Raw genomic sequence first — 18,750 nt, 5'->3', positions numbered from 1 at the left:
CTCCGTGTCACTGTCCTATGCTCAGCGAACGACGTGCGCCGGGCTCATGTACAGCGGAGACTCGACCGCCCCGCCTGGCATGGTGTGGAGTCCGCCGTTGAACGAGAGGTTCCTGGCGACGCCGAGGTCGAGCACCTTGACGACCCACCCGTCCTCTTCAGCCTCGACATCCGCCCCTCTCGCGGCGGAGCCAGCGCGCCGTGAACGGACCGCATCGGGTAGGCCGCGCCGGACGCAGCTCGACGTCCAGCGGCGTCGCTCCCCTGCAGGTGTCTCGCGATCGATGGTGGTCCGGTGTCACGCTCGCCGCGGTGCAAACATGGCGCGTGCCACGAACGGCCGTGCATGGACATCGCACCTTCGTGAACGTCGAGGGCGTCTATCGTCCGTCGGCTGACCAGACCCAGCTCGTCTGCTCAGGCCGATGTTCGAGCCCAATAACCATCTTTCATCCGGTGAAGCCGGATGAAAGATGGCTCAGGCGAGTTCGGCGGGGCCCCACACCGCGCGACGAGCTGCCTCGCCTCGGGCCGGTCAGCTCAGAAAAGCCCCCACACGCGCAACGAGCCGCCCCGCCTCTTCGTCAGCCCGGCAAAGCTCACCCGCCAGCCGTCGCCTGGTCCGACTCCCCCCACGCCACCATGACCGCGCTCGTGTTGTAGAACCCCTCGACGCTCCCCCCGAACTTCGCGATCTGCCCGTAACACGCCATCCCGAACATCGGGTTCGACGCCGCGTTCGGCGAGAGGAACGCCCGCACCTCCTCGCGGTACCGCTCGCCCAGCATCCGGAACCGCGCAGCGCAGTCGAACACCAGCGAACCGGCCACCCCGGGCAGCGGCCCCAGCACCTTGGTCGACAGGCTCTTCGCCGCCTGGAGCACCGCGTCGGTCGCCGCGTTCACGACGCGCACCACCTGCCCGCGCGCCAGCCCCCCGGTCAGCACCACCGCGCCGTCTCCGCGGATAGCGATCGGCGACCTGATCTTCAGCGACTCGCCGAACGGCGTCTTCGCCCCGAGCGCGTGCTTCGCCATCGTCTGGAGGAGCCCCTCGCCGCTCGACCGGAAGCCGAGCCGCGAGAGCTCCTCCTCGTACACACGCGCCGCAGGCTGCCCGTCCAGCGTCCTGAGCACGTTCCGCTCGATGTCCGTGATCGTGAAATCCCGCCCGCCCTCGGCGGCGCGGAACCCGTGCACGACGTCGATGTTCACCCGCTGCCGGTGCGTCAGCCGCACGAGGACCGCCGCGTCCGTAAGCACCTTGCGGCCGAGGAACACCCGCGCCCCCTCGAACGTCCACCCGTCGCCCGCCGTCCCGCCGAAGACGCGCGTGTGCGGCGGCACGCCCTGGCGGAGCGCGGCCACCAGATCGTCGCCGTCGCACGCGAACGCGTCCGCCAGCACCAGGATCGAGCTCGTCGCCCCGCTCCGCCCGCTGCCGCTCGAGACGGCCTCGTCCATGTCGCTCAGCGCCGCCCTGATGCTCTTGCCGTGATCCGAGCGCAGCTCGCGCGCCGCGGTGCACGCCACCTCGACGTTCGCTCCCCCGAGGAAGGCGCACGTCACCCCGCTCCTGCTGAAGCCGCGCTCCGTGAACGACACCCCGCCGGTGGTGGCTCCGACCACCGGAACGCCCGTCGCGTCCTCGACCGCGGCGAGGTACTCCTCGTGCTTCGTCCCGCTCGGCATGGCCACGATCGCGAGCCGCGCGGGCTCCTTCCACTCCGCGACCGTCCGCTCGATCTTCCGGCCGAGCAGCCACGCGTTCCCGTCAAAGGGTCCGAGGGTCATCATCTTCATGCGCTGAAGCTCCTGAGTGCCCGGCGCCGGAGCGCGGGCTTCGGATCCAGGCCATCGCCGACGAACCGCGTCATGACGGTGATATCACGCACGAGGGAGGCCGCTCTACTCCTCATAGAGGGGCGCGCGATAGAGGGGTGTGCGCGGCCGCTCGCTCGGGTGACGAGCATCGGGCAGCCTCGGCTCAGCTCGGATGCTGTGTTCGGGCCGCATACCTCCGCGCCGGAGCACCGCGCGATGCTCCGCCCTGCGCGCGAGCGCGGCGTCGCGCGGCGTCGACAGCAGAGCGTACGAGCGCCGTCTCTGCGAGCGCGCTCACATGCCGAGCAGCATCGGCTCCCGCTGCCGCACGAACCCCTCCACGAGCTCCCGCTGCTCGCCCGAGAGCCGCACGAAGCGCGCCCCGAACCCAGGCGGGCCCTCCTCCTCTGCCTCGCGCGTCCATTCGACCACCCCCACCGCGTCGATCTCGCCGCCCTCCGCGAACGGGATCTTGAGCGCCACCGTCGTCCCGCGCGCCGGCGGCGGCCGGAAGGTCGGCACGAAGATGCCGCCGTGGTCGACGACGTCGGCCGCGGGCGCCGTCCGGTAGAAGTTCGCCGGCGACGCGGCCCCGACCCGCGCCTCGAAGCGCGGCGGCGGCGGCTGGCTCTGCGGGCGCGCCGCCGCGCGGACCTTCTCGTCGAGCGACCGGAGCCCCTGCGCGAGCTCCGAGATCTGGGCCTCGATCGCCCGGATGCCGAACGCGCTCTGCGTCGTCGCCTTCGCGAGCGGCGCCACGAGCCGCTCCACCAGCGACAGGTGGTGCCCCACGAACTCCGACACCGAGCGATCCGTCTCGACCTTCACGTCGACCCGCGGCTGCGCCGCCCCCTTGAGCGCCGTGGAGAGCCGCTCCATCTCGGGCGCGAGCCACTGCTTCATCTCCCGCGCCCGCGCGTCCCCCGCCTGCGCCACCGCGGCCGCCTTCCCGATCGCCCCGCGGATGCCCTCCAGCTGCTCGCCCAGCATCGACAGTGTGCCGGTCACGCGCACGACCGGGTCGTCCTCCTTGCCGCCCATGCGCTTGATGCGCACGAAGCCCTTCTTGATCTCGTCCCACCGCGCCGCCTGCTCCGGCGTCATCCGGCCGCGCAGCTCGGCGAGCTTGAGGAGGTTCTGCTCGGCGCCCGTCGTCAGCGTCTGCGACTCGCTCACGTAGTGATCGTCGATGAGCCGGTCGACCTCCTCGGGCGTGTGCGCCGCCACGACCTTCTCGGCCAGCTTGTTCATGTTCCGGTAGCTGCCCTGGAGCTTGAACGGCGGCTCCGTCCGGAAGGCGTCGTCCTGCGACGCGCTCCGGATGTACTCGAGGTTCACGGACAGGAGCACCTTCTGCACCCGGAAGAGCCGCTCGAACACGGCGACCATCTCCGAGACCTCAGCCGCCGAGTAGCCGTGCTCGAGCTCCGTCGCGGCGATGGCCTCGCCCTGCGCCATCCGGATGAGCTTGTGCGTGTCGCCCGGCGCCCGCCCGGAGAGCGGCGCGAGCGTCGGGTTCGACGTGAGCGCGTTCTCCAGGTAGCTCAGCGCGAACAGCGCCTCCTTGCCGTCGAGGACGTCGCCGAGGTTGTACGTGTCGGCCCGGTTCGACAGCATGTCGGGGATCTGGAACCGCGCGCCCGACTCCGTGTACGGGTTGCCCGCCATCACCACGCAGAACTTCTTGCCGCGCAGGTCGTACGTCCTCGTCCGGCCCCGCCACACGCCCTCGATCCGGCGCTGCCCGTCGCAGAGCGAGATGAACTTCTGGAGCAGCTCCGTGTTCGTGTGCTGGATGTCGTCCAGGTACAGCATCACGTTGTTGCCCATCTCGAACGCCAGGTTGATCTTCTCGACCTCCTGGCGCGCCGTCGCGTTCGGCGCCTCGGCCGGGTCGAGCGACGTCACCTCGTGGCCGAGCGACGGCCCGTTCACCTTCATGAACACGAGGCCGAGCTTGCTCGCGACGTACTCCATCAGCGTCGTCTTGCCGTAGCCCGGCGGCGAGATGAGCAGCAGCATGCCCATCAGGTCGGTGCGCTTCACGTCGCCCGCGGCGCCGAGCTGCTTCGCCAGGTTCGCGCCGACGAGGGGCAGGTACACCTCGTCGATGAGCCGGTTGCGCACGAACGACGTGAGCACCCGCGGCGCGAACTCCTCGAGGCGCAGCCGCTTCCGCTCCCGCTCCGCGATCTCGCTCCTCACCTTCCTGTAGGCGCGGTAGCGCGGCGCCCTCTCGTGCAGGAAGTCCTCGATCCTGCTCAGGAATTCGTCGAGCCGGAGCGCTATCGCGCGCTCCTTGATGCGCGGGTGCTGCCCGAGCAGCCCCTCGACGCGGGCCTCGGTGACGGCCCCGCTCGGCTCCCGCTCGATGTGCCGCTCCGTCACGACGATGACCGCCGCCTCGAGGGCGAGGTGGCTGAGCGCAGGGCCCGGGGGTTTGGGGGCAGAGCCCGGCTTGCCGGGCGAGCCCCCATCGTTGGCGACCGCGGCGAACCCGCGCAGCCACGCGAGCGCGAGCTCCAGCCGCTCGGCCGGGTGCTTCTCGAGCTGCCGCAGGTCCTCCTCGAACGCCGCGCGGCCCCCCGCGAGGTCGAGGCGCGCGAGCAGCGCGTCGCGCAGCGCGAGCGCCGCGTCGCTCGTCACGAACCGGGGGCGCTCCGCCGCCAGCTCCTCCACGAGGTACCGCGCCGCCACGCGCACGTCCGCCGCGCTCGCCTCGAGCCGATGCGCCGCCGCCGCCGCGGCCACGCCCTGCGCGAGCTCGGCCGCGAGCGCCGCCCGCGCCTCGCTCTCGCCGAGCTGCGCCGCGAGCCGGCCGAGGCTCCGCGACCGCCGGTGCGCGAGGTCCCGGGCGCGCGCGTCGAGCCCCGCCCAGGTCAGGCAGGCGAGGGCCCGCGGCGCGCTCCCGAAGCGCAGGAGCCCCGCCGTGGACCGCAGCGCGAGCAGCTTCTCCAGGAGCAGCGCCGCGTCCGTGTCGTGGACGCCGCGCTCGTAGCCCTCGTCGTGCCGGCCCTCCGCGTACGCGCGCACCGCGCCGAGCAGCCCGCCCGGGCCGAGCGACGCCTCGCGCAGCCGCTCGGTCGAGAGCCCGCCGCGCCCCGCCTCCGCGTCCGCGAGCATCGAGCCCGCGAGGAGCTCGCCCCGGTAGACCTCGGGGGTCTCGCTCGCGAGCTCCTGTCCCCAGAGATCGCGCGCGCTCTCGAGCGCGGGGTCCTCGATCGGCTCGAAGAAGTCGGTCCCGGTGAGGTGCAGCGCGAGCCCGTCGCCGCGCGGGACCAGCGTGAGCTCCAGCGCCTGCGTGCTCACGTTGAAGCGGTGGCGGCCCAGCTTGATGACGTCGCCGCCGCCCTCGAACAGGTCCTCGCGGTCGCGCAGCGCCCGGAGCGCGTCCTGCCGCGCCGACTTGAGCCGCGCCTCGACCTCGTCCCCCTTCACGCTGTCGCCGAGCGCGTGGAGATCGGCCGCGAGATCGCGGAGCTTCGCGACCATGGCGTCGGACGCGAAGTACGTGTTGAGCTCGTCCACGCCCGCGAAGGTGCGCGCCCGCCGCGCCACCCCCTGGACGATCCGGTCCGCCGCGGCGACGAGGTTCGAGACGCGCCGCTGCCGCTCGTCGAGCAGCGCCTGTCTGCGCGCCGCGATCGCGTCGTTCACCTCCTCGCGCTTGGCCGCGAGCTCGCCCAGAAACTCGTCGAACTCGCCGAACTTCCCCTCGAGCTCCTCGAGCTGGACGAGCAGCTTCGACAGCTCGGCGTCGCAGCGCTCGGGCGTGTCGCACACCGCGATCGCGCTCGAGACGCTCTGGCCGAACACCTTGAACTGCGCGCCGAACTCCGCGCGCCCCTCCGCGCCCCGCAGGTCCTTGCCGCGGGCGCTCAGCGTCGCGCGCGCGCGGTTCAGCTGCGCGTAGACCTCGCTGATCCCCTCCAGGATCCGGGTCCGCGCCGTGGGGTCGTCGACCTTGAGGCTCGCCACGATCTCGGCGAGGACCGAGAGCCCCTCGTTCACGGCGTCGAGATCCGCGGCGAACGGCGCGAGCTCGGGCGACTTCGCGACGGCCTCGATCTTCGCGATGAGGCCCGCGAGCCGGTCGGCCAGCGGGCGGAACGCCTGCTCGCCGAGGAGGAACGTCACGCACGCCTGGCTCACCTCGTCGGCGCGCGCGACGATCTCGGCCTCGAGCGCGTCGACGCGGCCGAGGTCCATGTACTTGAGCTCGCGGAGCGTGATGAGGTGCCCCCGCTGCCGCCGCAGCGCGGTCAGGGCCTTCAGGAACGCGTCGACGCTCGCCGCGTCCTCGGGCCGCACCCCGGAGAGCAGCTGCCGCTGCGCCGCCTCGGCCTCGGCGAGCGCGGCGGCGGCGCGCGCCTTGATGCCCTCGACCTTCTCGAACTCGTCGACGATGCTCTCGGAGACGCCCCGGAGCTCGTTCACGACGGACAGGAGATCGCCCGCCTCGGCGTGGCCGAGCCAGTAGTAGGCGTCGGCCATCCGCTCGGCGGTCTTGATGAGATCCTCGTACGTCTGCCGGGTCGGCGACCCGTCTAGCGCCGCGCGCCGCATGCTGAGCGCGTCGGAGATCCCCCGGACGAGGTCGGCGTTGCCCACCTTCGCGAGGTACGAGCCGTCGGTCGGCGCCGACGCCGCGAACTCCGCGGTCATGAACGGCGTCTGCCAGATCTGCATCGGGTGGACGCGGGTCGCCTCGTCGCTCGACGCCCGGAAGATCACCATCTTGCCGTCGTCGAAGAGGCTGTACCCGTGGCACTGGATCGGCGTCGCGATCTCCTTGCGGATCAGGTTGTACGGGAAGAGCACGTACCGCCCCTCCACGACCTGGTGGAAGACGTAGAGCACGTCTTCCCCGTTCGGAGAGCGGATGACCCGCTCGAAGACGAGGCTCTCGGTGCTGCCCTCGAAGCGCTTCGTCTCGCCGGTGATGAGGTAGTAGCCGTTCGGGAAGACGATGCCCTGGTCCTCGGGGAGGCTCAGGCAGGCGAGGCCGATCGCGTCGATGCGCGTGACCTTCCGGGTGCGGCCGTTGTAGACGAGGTAGCGGTACGAGGGCTCCCGGAACGGCTTGATCTTGAGCAGGATGAGCGGCCCGAGCCGGGCGTACTGGATGTCGGCGTCGTCGAGCGCCTGGCCCGCGTCGTCGACCGGCTCGCGGTAGATGCCGAGCCCCGTGGTCGTGTTGTTCTCGACCTTGACCGTGAGATCGCCGCCGACCGTCTCGACGAAGATCTCGCCGAGGATCGCGACGTGCGGGTGCTTGCCCTGCACGTGGTCGTCGCGGGTGGCCTGGGTCCAGGCGAAGTCGTGGGCGCGCGGCCGGACGTTGTCCTCGTCGCCGCGCGCGTCGAGGTACCGGATGCGCCCGGTCGCGTCGATGCTCCACCGGAACACCTTGGTGTCGCGCTCGGTCGCGCCGACCTGGAAGATGGCGAGCAGCCGCGTGTCGCCGCTGCGGCGCAGCTGGAGCAGCCGGGGCTCCTTGACGTAGCGGTGGAGGTCCTTGAACTCCTTGACGAAGTTGGGGTCGCCGAGGAACGCCTCGCCCTCGTCGAGCGGCACGTGGGACAGGTCGAACGCGCCGCCGTCCTTCGCGAAGCGGTGGAGGCTGAAGACGTCGCCGACGTTGACCTCCTTCAGCCCCATGAACACGAGGTAGCCGACGAGCAGCTTGCCCCGGATGCTCACGATGTCGCGCGGCACGCAGTTGTTCTCGGTCCTGACGCGGGCGTTCTCGAGGAGCGCGAGGTCCGTGCCGCCGAACACCTGTTTTCGCCGCGCGTTGAGCGCCTCGGCGCGGCGGGCGAGCTCCTCGGCGCGCTCGACGAGCCGCCTCCGGATGACCTCGTAATTGCCCCCATCCAGCGGCTCCGCCGTCTGCGGCGGGGACGCCCCCGCCGCTCGGGCCGCGCCGTCCAAGGCCCCTGTCGACACCATGCATGCTCCGTGTGGTCAGCCGAAAGGCCCGCCCCCGCGTCGAATCCGCGCGGGCCTCGGCCTGCCCGCGGCCAGGTTACAGCCGTTCGCCGCGTCCGGGGGGCGAGATGGCGACCGCGCGGCGGGCGGGGCGCGAGGCGGCGCTCTCGGCGGGACGTCTTCCAGGGATGTCAAGCCCGAGCGCCGCCGCCGCGCCGTTGTTCGCGTGCCGCCATGCCGCCGCGCCGCCGCGCCGCCGGCGGATTCCGTCGCGCACCGACGGGCGGCGCGTCGGGAACCCGCTATGCCGCGAAATCCGCTTGCTCCACGGGGGTGGTTGCGTTGCGATGAGGCGGGAACGAGGGCGACCCACATGTCGATGCGAGCGCGCGCCTGTGCGACGTGCGCTCACTCCGCCTCCAGCGGCGCACCTCGTCGAGGCGCCTCGCGGCGTGGCTTGGACAGCGTGACGACCTTCTGAAGCAAGTTGGGATGGTGGCGTCGATGGGCTTGGGAAAGAGACTTACTTCCGTGCTCCTCGTCGTGCTCGCCGGTCCGCTCGTCGCCTGCGGTGGCGGCGGCGAGGGCGGCGGCGGCGAGGGCGGCACGGGCAGCGGCGTGGGCGGCGAGGGCGGCGCGGGCGGCGGCGGGGCTGCAGGCACCGGCGGCGAGGACAGCAGCGGGAGCTTCGGCGGGTTCATGACGGTCGGATCGGGCGGGAGCGGGGGCGCCGGGGGCGATCCCTGCGAATCGCCGGATCCTCCGCCGGAGTGCGACGCGGTGGAGCCGGCGTGCGGCGACGGCGAGATCAACCAGGGGAGCGAGGCGTGCGACGACGGGAACAGCCTCCCCGGGGACTGCTGCTCTGGCGCCTGCAAGGTGGAGCCGTACTGCGTCTGCGAGCCCGGGGAGCTCTGTCACACGACGATCGCGTGCGGCAACGGGGCGGTGGAGCCCGGCGAGAGCTGCGAGGACGGGAACACCGCCTCGGGCGACGGCTGCGACGATCGCTGCCAGAGGGAGCCGGGCGACTGGGTCTGCCGGACGCCGGGGGAGCCGTGTTACCGGCTCCACTCGTGCGGCGACGCGCGCGTCTCGGGCGGGGAGAGCTGCGACGACGGGAACACGGTGTCCGGAGACGGGTGCTCCGAGGTCTGCGCGCTGGAGGACCCCGGCAGCGTCACGTGCCCTGTCCCCGGGCAGCCTTGCAAGCCGGTCGAGCGCTGCGGCGACGGCCGCCTGCGGCCGACCGAGCGGTGCGATGACGGGAACACGGAGCCCGGCGACGGCTGCTCGCCGAGCTGCCTTGTCGAGGCCGGCTGGAAGTGCCCGGACGGCGTGCACTGCACGTTCACGGTCGTGTGCGGCGACGGCCAGATCGGCGTGGGCGAGGCGTGCGACGACCGCAACACGCTCTCGGGCGACGGCTGCTCGTCGACCTGCGGCCTCGAGGCCGGGTTCGACTGCGCGCGCGCGGGGAGCCGCTGCACGGCGGTCTGCGGTGACGGGCGCGTCGTCGCGAGCGAGGACTGCGACGACGGCGACACGACGAATGGCGACGGGTGCGACGCCACCTGCAAGTGGGAGCCTGGCCTCGTGTGCCAGTCCGCGCCCGGCGGCTACGTCTGCCGCGATACCCTCTGCAACGACGGGAAGAGGGAGGGCTCGGAGCCGTGTGACGACGGCAATGCCAACCTCGGCGACGGCTGCACGCCGTTCTGCCAGGTCGAGCCGGATTGCGGCGACAGCGGGTGCTCGTCGGCCTGCGGCGACGGGCTGCGGCTCGGCGACGAGGCGTGCGACGACGGCAACACGAGGAGCGGCGACGGCTGCTCGAGCGCGTGCACGATCGAGCCGGGGTACAGCTGCAGGAACGATTCGACCCTGGGCGACGAGCTCCGCGTGCCGATCGTGTACCGCGATTTCAAGGCAGGTCAGCCGAATTTCGAGCCCGGGACCAACCCCCCGGACGCCATCGTCACGGGCATCGTGCAGAGCGCGCTCGGCGCCGACGGCAAGCCCCAGTTCGCGGCGGCGCGGCCGAACGCCTTCCTCACGAACGCCACGGACTTCAACCGCTGGTACAACGACTCGGACCTCTCGAAGACGGTCGTGGACTGGCTCCCGCTCGCGCGTGTCGGGACGTCGGGCGTGTTCCTCTTCGAGGATCACCTGTTCTTCCCGCTCGACGGCAAGGGCTGGCAGGACCCGTCGGTGCCCGTGGCGCAGCGCGAGGCGAACCGCGAGGCCCGCGATCCGTTCAACGACTGGGCCGTGGCGGGCAATCACAACTTCTACTTCACGAGCGAGGTCCGCTATTGGTTCGAGTACCACGGCGGGGAGCGGCTCGATTTCTACGGGGACGACGACGTCTGGGTGTTCATCAACAACCGGCTCCGCATCGACCTCGGCGGCATCCACACCCCGATGGGGACCGGCGAGGTCGCCGGCGTCGAGGACGATCGCGGGACGGTGCGCATGGATGACCTCGGCCTCACGGAGGGGCGCGTCTACGAGGTCGTCGTGTTCCAGGCGGAGCGCCACACCACGGCGTCGAGCTACAAGCTGACGCTCGGCGGCTTCAACGCGGCCTCGTCCGTCTGCGAGCCCGTGTGCGGCGACGGCATCGTCACGCCCGACGAGCAGTGCGACGACGAGGACGAGAACGGCGCGGGGTACGGGAAATGCTCGACGAGCTGCACGCTGGGGCTCTACTGCGGCGACGGGGTGACGACCTCGCCGTACGAGATCTGCGACGACGGCACCAACCTGGGCGGCTATGGCTCCGAGGCGTGCGCGCCGGGCTGCGTGGCGGCTCCCCGCTGCGGGGACGAGGAGATCGACAGCCAGTTCGGCGAGGAGTGCGACGACGGCGTGAACGACGGCCGCTACGGCGGGTGCACTCCGGAGTGCGTGATCGGGCCGCGGTGCGGCGACGCGGTCGTCCAGGAGCCCAACGAGACGTGCGACGACGGCGTGAACGACGGCCGCTACGGCGGGTGCACGCCGGAGTGCGGCGACGCGGCGAAGTGCGGCGACGGGGTCACCCAGGACGCGTGGGGCGAGGAGTGCGACGACGGCGTGAACGACGGCAGCATGGGCTGCCTCGGTTGCCGGATCGGCGCCGTCTGCGGCGACGGGAGCGTGCAGCGGGAGCTCGGCGAGGAGTGCGACGACGGCGAGAACGACGGCGGCTACGGCGAGTGCGCTCCGGGCTGCGTGTACGGCCCGCGCTGCGGCGACGGCGTGACCCAGGCGCCGCCCGAGCTGTGCGACGACGGCGAGAACGACGGCGGCTACGGCGAGTGCGCTCCGGGCTGCGTGTTCGGCCCGCACTGCGGCGACGGCGTGCGGCAGACGGCGTTCGAGGAGTGCGACGACGGCAACACCGCGAGCGGCGACGACTGCAGCGCCACGTGCCACAACGAGGTCCACTGATCCACCGCGAGCCCTGACGGCGACGGGAGCGCGGCGGCTCGCCTGGGGCCGCCGCGCTCCCCTCTCGACGGCTCAGGACACGTACCACGCGAGCTATCGAAAAGGGGGTACCATGCGAAATTCGACATCTGGCGCGCTCACGTTGCTTGCGCTCGTTCCGGGGTTCCTTCTCGGGTGCTCCGGCGAGGAAGCGCCGGGCTCCACGGCGGCGTCTCCGACGTTCCATCGAGACGTCGAGCCGCTGCTGCAGAAGCACTGCATGAGCTGCCATTCTCCCGGCAACATCGCCCCGTTCAGCCTGACGGCGTACGACTCCGCGCACAGCGTGGCCAGCCTGCTCGCGCGCTCGGCGCGGGAGCGCACGATGCCGCCGTGGGGTGCGATGGAGACGGACGAGTGCCAGCCTCCTCACGGCTGGAAGGACGATCTCCGGTTGACGGAGGAGGAGATAGCGGTCCTCGAGGCGTGGGCCGCATCGGGGGCTCCCGAGGGGGATCCGGCGGACGCGCCGCCCCCGTTCGTGGCCGAGGCGCCGGGGCTGCCGGGCGTCGAGCTGGAGGTCGCGCCGCAGGAGCCGTTCGTCGCGAGCGGCGATGCCGACCAGTTCCGGTGTTTCGTGATGGATCCTGGGCTCACGGAGACGCGGTACATCAACGGCGTGCACCTCGTGCCGGGCAACAGCAAGGTCGTGCACCACGCGCTCGTGTTCATCGACAGGGATGGCGCGACCGACGCGCTCGTGGATGAGCACGGCGGATACGACTGCTTTGGCGGCCCCGGGTTCTCGGGCGAGCTCGTCGCCGCGTGGGCGCCGGGGGGCGTCCCCATCGAGCTCGAACCGAACATCGGCGCAGAGCTCCCCGCGGGGGCGCGGCTGGTGATGCAGGTCCACTATCACCCGGCCGGGACGACCGCCGAGCCCGACGCGACGCGCCTCCAGCTGCGCTTCACCCAGGGCGTGCCGGAGTGGCTCATGGGCATCGCGCTGATCGGCAACTTCGAGTCTCCCTTCGCGCAGGGGCGCGGCCTCCTCCCCGGGCCGAACGACGCGGATGGCGTGGAGTTCCTGATCCCCGCCGGCGAGACGGATCATGTCGAGACCATGCAGTTCAGGCTGCCCGCTGCGGTGTCTCTCTCGGAGATGTACCTCTACGGCGCCGGCACGCACATGCACTATGTCGGCACGGACATGAAGGTCACCCTCGAGCGCGAGGAGGGCGCCGCCGGCGAGCCAGAGGACCAGTGCCTGGTGCAGACGCCGAGGTGGGACTTCTCGTGGCAGCGCGGGTTCTACTACGACGCTCCCATCGAGCAGCTCCCGCGCCTCCGCGGCGGCGACCTGCTGACGATGCGCTGCACGTACGACAACTCGAACAGCAATCCATTCCTCGCGAAGGCGCTCAAGGAGCAGCACATCCCCGCCCCGGTGGACGTGCACCTCGGCGAGAGCACCCTCGACGAGATGTGCCTCGCCGCCGTGATCCACGTGACGAGGAACCAGTAGCGATCCGTGTCTTGATGGGGGTGGGAGGTCGGTAGCGATCGACGACTGCCGATCATCTCTCTCCCACCCGCACCGTCTCCGAGCGGTGCTCTCCCGCACAGGAGACGGGCCCAGATCGGCGTTTTCGGCGCGCAGGCGTACTCATGAACGCCGAGCACCGAAAACATCGAGGTGGGCCGGTATCCGAAGCGGGAGCGCCGCTCAGGCGCGCGGGGTGCGCAGCTTCGCGAGCTCGTCGATGCCGAGCTCACGCGCCTTCTGGGCAAGCGCCTCGAGCTTCTTCTTCCCGTCGGCGTCGGCGCTCGGCAGGAGCGACGTCAGGAGCCCCGACAGCGTGCCATCCGAGGGCTTTCCCCCGGGCGCGACGAGCTGCTTCAGGTCCTCCGTGACGCTCGCGTTGCCGTTCAGGTAGTCGCCGGCCAGGGCGCGCACCGTCGCGCTCTGGTCGACCAGCCCGTCGACCGACTGGCCCAGGGTGACCGCCTTGACGAAGCGATCGAAGAACGCCCCGTCGCCGCCGACGATGTTGATCTTCGCGTGCTCGAACGCCCCGTGCAGGATCTCGGCCTGCGCCTTGGCGATCTCGGCCCGGATGCGCAGCGACTCGAGCTCCACCGCCCGCTCCTTCTCGAGCCGGAGGCGGAACTCCTCGTGCTCGCGCCCGACGCCGTCGAGCGCCTTCATCGCCGCCGCCTTCTCCGCCGTGCCGGCCGCCTCGGCCAGGAGCCGCTGCTTGATCGCGGTCGCCTCGGCGAGGCCCGTCTTCTCCAGGGCGAGCGCCTCGGCCTCGCGCGTCCGCGCGGCCGCGAGCCCCTTCTGCTCGATGCCCGCCGCCTCGGCGAGGAGCCGCTCCTTCGCGACCGTCGCCTCGGCGCGCCCCTGCTTCTCGATCGCCATCGCCTCGGCCTCCTTGACCATCACCCGCGCGAGGCCCTGCTTCTCCTCGCCGGCGGCGGCGGCGTTCATCTTCTCGAGCGCCACGCGCGCCTCGGCGAACCCCTGCTTCTCGATCGCCTGCGCGTCGGCCTCCTTCACCCGGATGCGCGCCAGCCCCTCGGCCGCGGACTCGGCCTGCAGGCCCTCGGCGAGGCGGATCTTCGCGCGCGCGGCCTTGTCGCTCACCTCGAGCTCGGCGTCGGCCGTGATGAGCTTCTCGCGCGCCCGGAACTTCGCCGCCTCCTCGCTCGCCTCCGCGCCCTTGAGCTGCTTGACGAGCTGCTCCTGCGCCTCGGCCTCCGCGTTGATGCGCGTCACGTCCTTGAGGCGCGTCGCCTCGGCCACCGCGCGCACGTCCTTGATGCGCTCCTCCTCCTCGGCCACCGTCTTGTCGACCGCGATCCGCGCCCGGACCACGTCGGCGATGTCCTTCTTCTGGAGCTCGAGCTCCTTCTCGCGCGCGATCTGCTGGAGCGTCACGTCGCGCTCGCGGCTCACGATCTCGAGCTGACGCGCCTTCTCGACGCGCTCGGTCTCGACCGCGACCTCCCGCTCCTTGTTCTTCTGGGCGACCGAGACGCCGCGCTCCTTCGCCTCGCGGGCGACGAAGGCCTCCTCGTCGTTCTTCTCCTGGAGGAGCACCGTCTTCTTGCGCTCGTCGCTCACGATGCGCGCGGCCTCGTTCTGCTCGCGCGCCTGCGCCACCGCGATCTCCTTGGCCTTCTTCGCCTCGGCCTCGGCCCGGCGCTGCTCGAAGCGGAAGATGGCCTCGTCGGAGTTCAGGTTCTGGCTGCCGATCTCCATCCGCTCCTTCTGGCGGAGCTCGTTCGTCAGCACGTTCTGCGCGACCGTGAGCTCGGTGATCTTCCGGATGCCCTCGGCATCCATGATGTTGTCCTTGTCGAGCAGCTCGATGGGCGTCTGCTCGAGGTAGTCGATCGCCGCGTCGGCCAGCACGAACCCGCTCAGGTCCTTGCCGATGACGTCGATGATGTCGTCCTTGAACTTCTGCCGCTCCTTGTAGAGGTCCTCGAAGTTCAGGCGCTTGCCGACCGTCTTGAGCGCCTCGGAGAACTTCGCGGCGAAGAGCTGCTCGAGCGTCTCCGGGTTCGACGCGCGGACGCAGCCGATGGTCCGCGCGACCGTGCGCACGTCGTCCTGCGTCTTGTTCACCTGCACGAAGAAGGTGACCTTGATGTCGGCGCGGATGTTGTCCTTGCAGATGAGGCCTTCCTTGCCGCGCCGGTCGATCTCGATCGTCTTGACCGAGATATCCATGTACTCGGCGCGGTGGATGATCGGCAGCACCAGCGTCCCGGTGAAGGTGACGATGGGGTCCTGGCCTCTCGTGTTGATGATCAGCGCCTTGCCCTGATCCACCTGGCGGTAGAACTTGGCGTACATCACCAGCATCCCGAGGGCGACGAAGGCGAGGACGCCGACGAGGACGATGATTAAGGGGACGGTCACAGGGGGCACGCGGAGCTCCTTCGCGTTTCGGTGGAGGGGAGGTCGCCGGCCCCCGCGTTCACGTCGGTGAGGGTCGGACGGCCAGGCCCGCTCAGAGCCGGGTCGGGGGCCGAACGACGCCCCCTAAGGGATGAGCGTACACGAAACCGCCCGCCCGACAGCGGCGTTCAGCGGCGGCGCCCGCGCCGGCGTTCAGCCGCGGCGCTGCCGCTCGTCCGCTGCGCGCGCCGCGGGCGCGTCGTCCTCCTCGACGCCGGCCGGGCGTGCTTCCACGCGGGACGCACCCCGCGCGGCCAGGGGAGGGGGAGGGCCGAGGAGGGCGTCGAGCGGCTCGACGCTGAAGATCTCTCGGTCCGGGTCCCAGCTCACGAGCAGCGCGCGGTCACCCCGGCGGAGCGCGCCGGGCGTGTCGCACCGGACGTCGAGGATGTGGCTCGCCCCGCCCTCGTCGATCGTCGCCTGACCGAAGCGCTCGTCGACGCGCCCGGTGGAGATGACACACACGCGGCCCACGAGATCCTTCTTCGACTGGCCGTGCCGGGTCACGAACAGCGGGCCGAGCGGCCGCACCGCGAGCGAGGTCGAGAGCACGGCCGCGGCGAACGAGCCGGCGAGCACCGCGACGCCGAGCGTCCAGCGAGGCAGCCCCCAGCCGAGCCAGAGCGGCTCGACGAGCACCGTCGACAGGGCGCTCGTGAACCAGCCGAACGTCGCGATCAGCGTGAGCGACACGGTCGCCGGCACGCGGTGGAGCTGGAGCGCGGCGAGGAGCGAGCCGGCGTCTTGCGCGCCGTCGGCCCCGTCCGCCGTGCCCTTGGCGGCGCCTTCGAGCGAGCCCTTGGCGGCGCCTTCGAGGGCACCCTTGGCGGCGCCTTCGAGCGCGCCCTTGGCGGCACCTTCGAGCGCGCCCTTGGCGGCGCCTTCGAGCCCGCCGAGGTGGGGCGCCGCGTCGCCGTGGGCGCCGCCGAGCAGGTCGAGATCGACCGCGCCCAGGAGGACGAACAGCCAGTAGATGAGCGCGAGCGCGAGCGCGACCGTGAAGATCACGGCAGGGAACGCGAGCGATGCGGCGAGCACCTCGGCCATAGACAGACGCGGGCAGGGCGCAGGATGCGGCGCCAGCGACCAGCGTCGCCGATAGGATCACAAGGAGGGGAGGGATGGGGCCAAATTCGGTCGCCCGGCGTGCGGCCGAAAAGGCTTGACATGCGTGGACAGGCGCCTATCGCGAGCCGCCCTACAGGGGGCCTACGGGGATCGCATAACCAAGACGCGAGCCGGCCCTCATGGAAAGGCGACGCCGACTCGACGAGTATCCATATACCGAGCGCCGCGGCTCAGCGAGCTTCTTGGCCTTCGAGGCTCGAGAGCACGCTGAGGTCCTCGGGACCGCCGAAGACCGGCGCAGGCACGCCGAGGATCCCGAGCTCGAGCAATTCGCCGAACGACCTCGCCGAGATCGCGAAGTAGCCGTTGCACCGGGAAGCCTTCAGCTCGGGCCTCGCGCTCGTCAGCGCGTCGAGCCTGCGCGCGCGCTCGCTCAGGATCGCGCCGACCTCCCGCGGACGCGAGGCATGTTCGGTGAGCGCCGCGTATCCGATTCGGACCCGTGGCTCGTCCTTCGGCAGCTTCGCGAAGGCGTCCCGCGCCTCCTTCTGAAAACGCTCGGGCACGATGCAGAGCCCCGCGTGATCCGGGATGAGCCAGCCCTTCGACAGCGAGGCGAGGAGGATCGCGCTCCCGTCGTCGAGCAGCGCCCGTGCTTGCTCCGTCGGCGGCGTCGCATAGGCCGAATCGAGGATCAGCATCCGCCGCTCGTCCGCGCGCGCCCAGCGCCGGAGCTGGGCCGCTTCGAGCGGCGACAGGTGCGAGCCCCACGGCTTCAGGGGCTCGCAGATCAACACCGCGTCGAGCCCGTCGAGGACGGGTAACCCGAGGCGAGCATTCCAAGGGACGAGGGTCGCTCCCGCCTCGGCCGCGAGCTGCTGGTAGACGGGGTAGACGTCGGCGGGGACACCGACGCGTGCTTCCCGCTTCGCGAGGAGCTCGAACAACGCGCGAAGCGAGCGACGGATACCGTGGCTGACCTGCGTGCGTGGCTTGAGCGCCTGCGGGAGATCGAGGTGCGCGAGGAACCGCTCCGCGAGGTGACAGCGATACGGCGCCTCCGGGTGGGTCGAGGGCGCGATGGCCGGGAAGAAACGCGCGAGGCTCCTGTAAACGTTGAGCTCCGAGAGATCGACGAGCGAAGGACGCGTGGCCCTGAGCTCGGCGCGGCGCGCGAGAAACGCTTCGTGTTTCATAACGTGGAGCTCGGATCTTCGAGGGAGGCGAGGCAGGACCCGTCGGCCATCACGTTCCACGAGCGGACGATGCCATGTGTCCGTTCCCAGCCGACCGATGGCTCGGTGTAGGCGGCCACGCGGAGCACGCGGCCTCTTATGGTTCCTTCGAAGACCGGGCTCCCCCAGGGGAGCTCCGCGCATCGCTCGAAGCCGAGGTCCGCGAGCGTGTGGAGCACGAGCGAGAGAGGCACCCGGTTTGCCTCGCAATACCGGTTGGCCGCGCTCGGCGCCCACGGGTTCTCCGAGAGGCTCGAGATGTAGAGCTCCTTGAAGCACACCTCCTGAAACCCCTCTTCGGCGCTCCGTTCGAGGTAGGCGCGCACCTTCGCGGCGTCGTCGACGCCGCCGCGCTGGAGCACGCAGATGGCCCGCGTGCGGAGGCCCGGCGCGCCCCCCAGCGCGCCGGAGTCGACCTCGATCCCCATGATGCGCGCGTCGTCTTCGCGCGTCACGCCGTGCCGGCTCACCGCGAGGGTGGTGAGCCCTGCGTCCCGGAGCCGTTCGACCTGCGCGAGGGCGAGTCGCGCGCCGTTCGTGATGAGGAGGGTCTTCGGGAAGAGCTCGGAGAGGCCATGAACGAGCGCGCGGAGCCGTTCGGGCTCGAGCAACGTCGGCTCGCCGCCGCCGGTGATGACGGCGCGCTCGGCGCCGCGCTCCTTCGCGCGCTTCGCCCAGTCGAGGTAGCGCTCCAGCGTGGCGCTCCGCTGGCGCGCGAGATCCGAGGCGCTCGCCTTCGAGAAGCAGAATGCGCAACGCGCCTGGCAAGCATTCGCGACGGGCAGCACCGAGATGCTCCGCGGCCGGCATCTCGCCCAGTCGACGAGGCCGGCGCCCTCCAGGCGAAAGGCCTCCGCGGTGATCTCCTCGTGCCGGGTGGGGACGAGGGCGCCATGCGCATCGACCCACGCCACGCCGCTCAAGGGGATCTCGCTCGCCGGCCAGCGCCAGCCGATGCCCGTGCCCGTCACGTCGTTCGGGCGCATCGCGTCGGGCCCGACGGGGAGCCGCGCCCGCAGCGCCACGACGCGATCCTTCGGCCGCCCGAGCTTCGTCACGAGCCTCCGCGCCTTCTCGAGCCCGGGCGCAAAGGGCTCGTCTTCCTTCAGCATGTAGAAAGCGTCGGGGAAGGTCGATTCGCGGATCAACGCCTTCGAGTAACGCATCCCGTAGCGATCGAAGCCCCGCAGCCAGTTCGACAGCGGAATGAAGGCAACGAAGGGGACCATGGACGACATGGTCGAGGAGTCACCGAGTCGAGTCAACCGGACGCGAGGGGGCGGACGCGAGGCTCACGGCGCTGCGGG

Annotated in this window: 8 protein-coding genes; 2 read left to right on the top strand and 6 right to left on the bottom strand. The window is 71.3% G+C overall.

The annotated features are described in order from the left end of the window. Positions 1–598 precede the first annotated feature (598 nt). Entirely contained in the window at positions 599–1,801 is a 1,203-nt protein-coding gene (locus WME82_RS28690; protein ID WP_437739689.1) for an FIST signal transduction protein, read from the bottom strand. 315 nt (positions 1,802–2,116) lie between these two features. Further along, the gene (locus tag WME82_RS28685; RefSeq protein ID WP_438037898.1) at positions 2,117–7,774 is read right to left on the bottom strand and encodes a DNA repair ATPase; all 5,658 of its coding nucleotides are present in this window, start codon (positions 7,772–7,774) and stop codon (positions 2,117–2,119) included. 483 nt (positions 7,775–8,257) lie between these two features. Between WME82_RS28685 and WME82_RS28680 the strand changes: the two genes are divergently transcribed. Continuing rightward, entirely contained in the window at positions 8,258–11,191 is a 2,934-nt protein-coding gene (locus WME82_RS28680; protein WP_438037897.1) for a DUF4215 domain-containing protein, read from the top strand. 112 nt (positions 11,192–11,303) lie between these two features. After that, entirely contained in the window at positions 11,304–12,695 is a 1,392-nt protein-coding gene (locus WME82_RS28675) for a hypothetical protein (RefSeq protein ID WP_438037896.1), read from the top strand. A gap of 201 nt (positions 12,696–12,896) precedes the next feature. Here WME82_RS28675 and WME82_RS28670 read toward each other — a convergent pair whose 3' ends face one another. The 4 genes from WME82_RS28670 to WME82_RS28655 form a co-directional block, all read right to left on the bottom strand. Continuing rightward, the gene (locus WME82_RS28670) at positions 12,897–15,110 is read right to left on the bottom strand and encodes a hypothetical protein (protein ID WP_438037895.1); all 2,214 of its coding nucleotides are present in this window, start codon (positions 15,108–15,110) and stop codon (positions 12,897–12,899) included. A 183-nt stretch (positions 15,111–15,293) separates the two neighbouring features. Continuing rightward, entirely contained in the window at positions 15,294–16,187 is an 894-nt protein-coding gene (locus WME82_RS28665; RefSeq protein ID WP_438037894.1) for a glycine zipper family protein, read from the bottom strand. Between the two features lie 251 nt (positions 16,188–16,438). Continuing rightward, positions 16,439–17,404, bottom strand: coding sequence for a hypothetical protein (locus WME82_RS28660; protein WP_438037893.1), 966 nt, complete (start codon positions 17,402–17,404; stop codon positions 16,439–16,441). Beyond that, entirely contained in the window at positions 17,401–18,672 is a 1,272-nt protein-coding gene (locus WME82_RS28655) for a radical SAM protein (protein ID WP_438037892.1), read from the bottom strand. Before WME82_RS28655 ends, WME82_RS28660 begins: the two co-directional genes overlap by 4 nt. Positions 18,673–18,750: the final 78 nt, after the last annotated feature.

Origin of the sequence: Sorangium sp. So ce128, from assembly GCF_051525245.1 — a bacterium.
GTDB lineage: Bacteria > Myxococcota_A > Polyangia > Polyangiales > Polyangiaceae > Sorangium > Sorangium cellulosum_B.
The sequence above is the reverse complement of the archived record's forward strand: the minus strand, read 5'-3'. Positions and strand labels throughout refer to the sequence as shown.

Excerpts from the sequence above, each read along its gene's own strand:
- WME82_RS28690 (WP_437739689.1), bottom strand. The coding sequence starts at position 1,801 with ATGAAGATGATGACCCTCGGACCCTTTGACGGGAACGCGTGGCTGCTC.
- WME82_RS28685 (WP_438037898.1), bottom strand. The coding sequence starts at position 7,774 with ATGGTGTCGACAGGGGCCTTGGACGGCGCGGCCCGAGCGGCGGGGGCG.
- WME82_RS28680 (WP_438037897.1), top strand. The coding sequence starts at position 8,258 with ATGGGCTTGGGAAAGAGACTTACTTCCGTGCTCCTCGTCGTGCTCGCC.
- WME82_RS28675 (WP_438037896.1), top strand. The coding sequence starts at position 11,304 with ATGCGAAATTCGACATCTGGCGCGCTCACGTTGCTTGCGCTCGTTCCG.
- WME82_RS28665 (WP_438037894.1), bottom strand. The coding sequence starts at position 16,187 with ATGGCCGAGGTGCTCGCCGCATCGCTCGCGTTCCCTGCCGTGATCTTC.
- WME82_RS28660 (WP_438037893.1), bottom strand. The coding sequence starts at position 17,404 with ATGAAACACGAAGCGTTTCTCGCGCGCCGCGCCGAGCTCAGGGCCACG.
- WME82_RS28655 (WP_438037892.1), bottom strand. The coding sequence starts at position 18,672 with ATGGTCCCCTTCGTTGCCTTCATTCCGCTGTCGAACTGGCTGCGGGGC.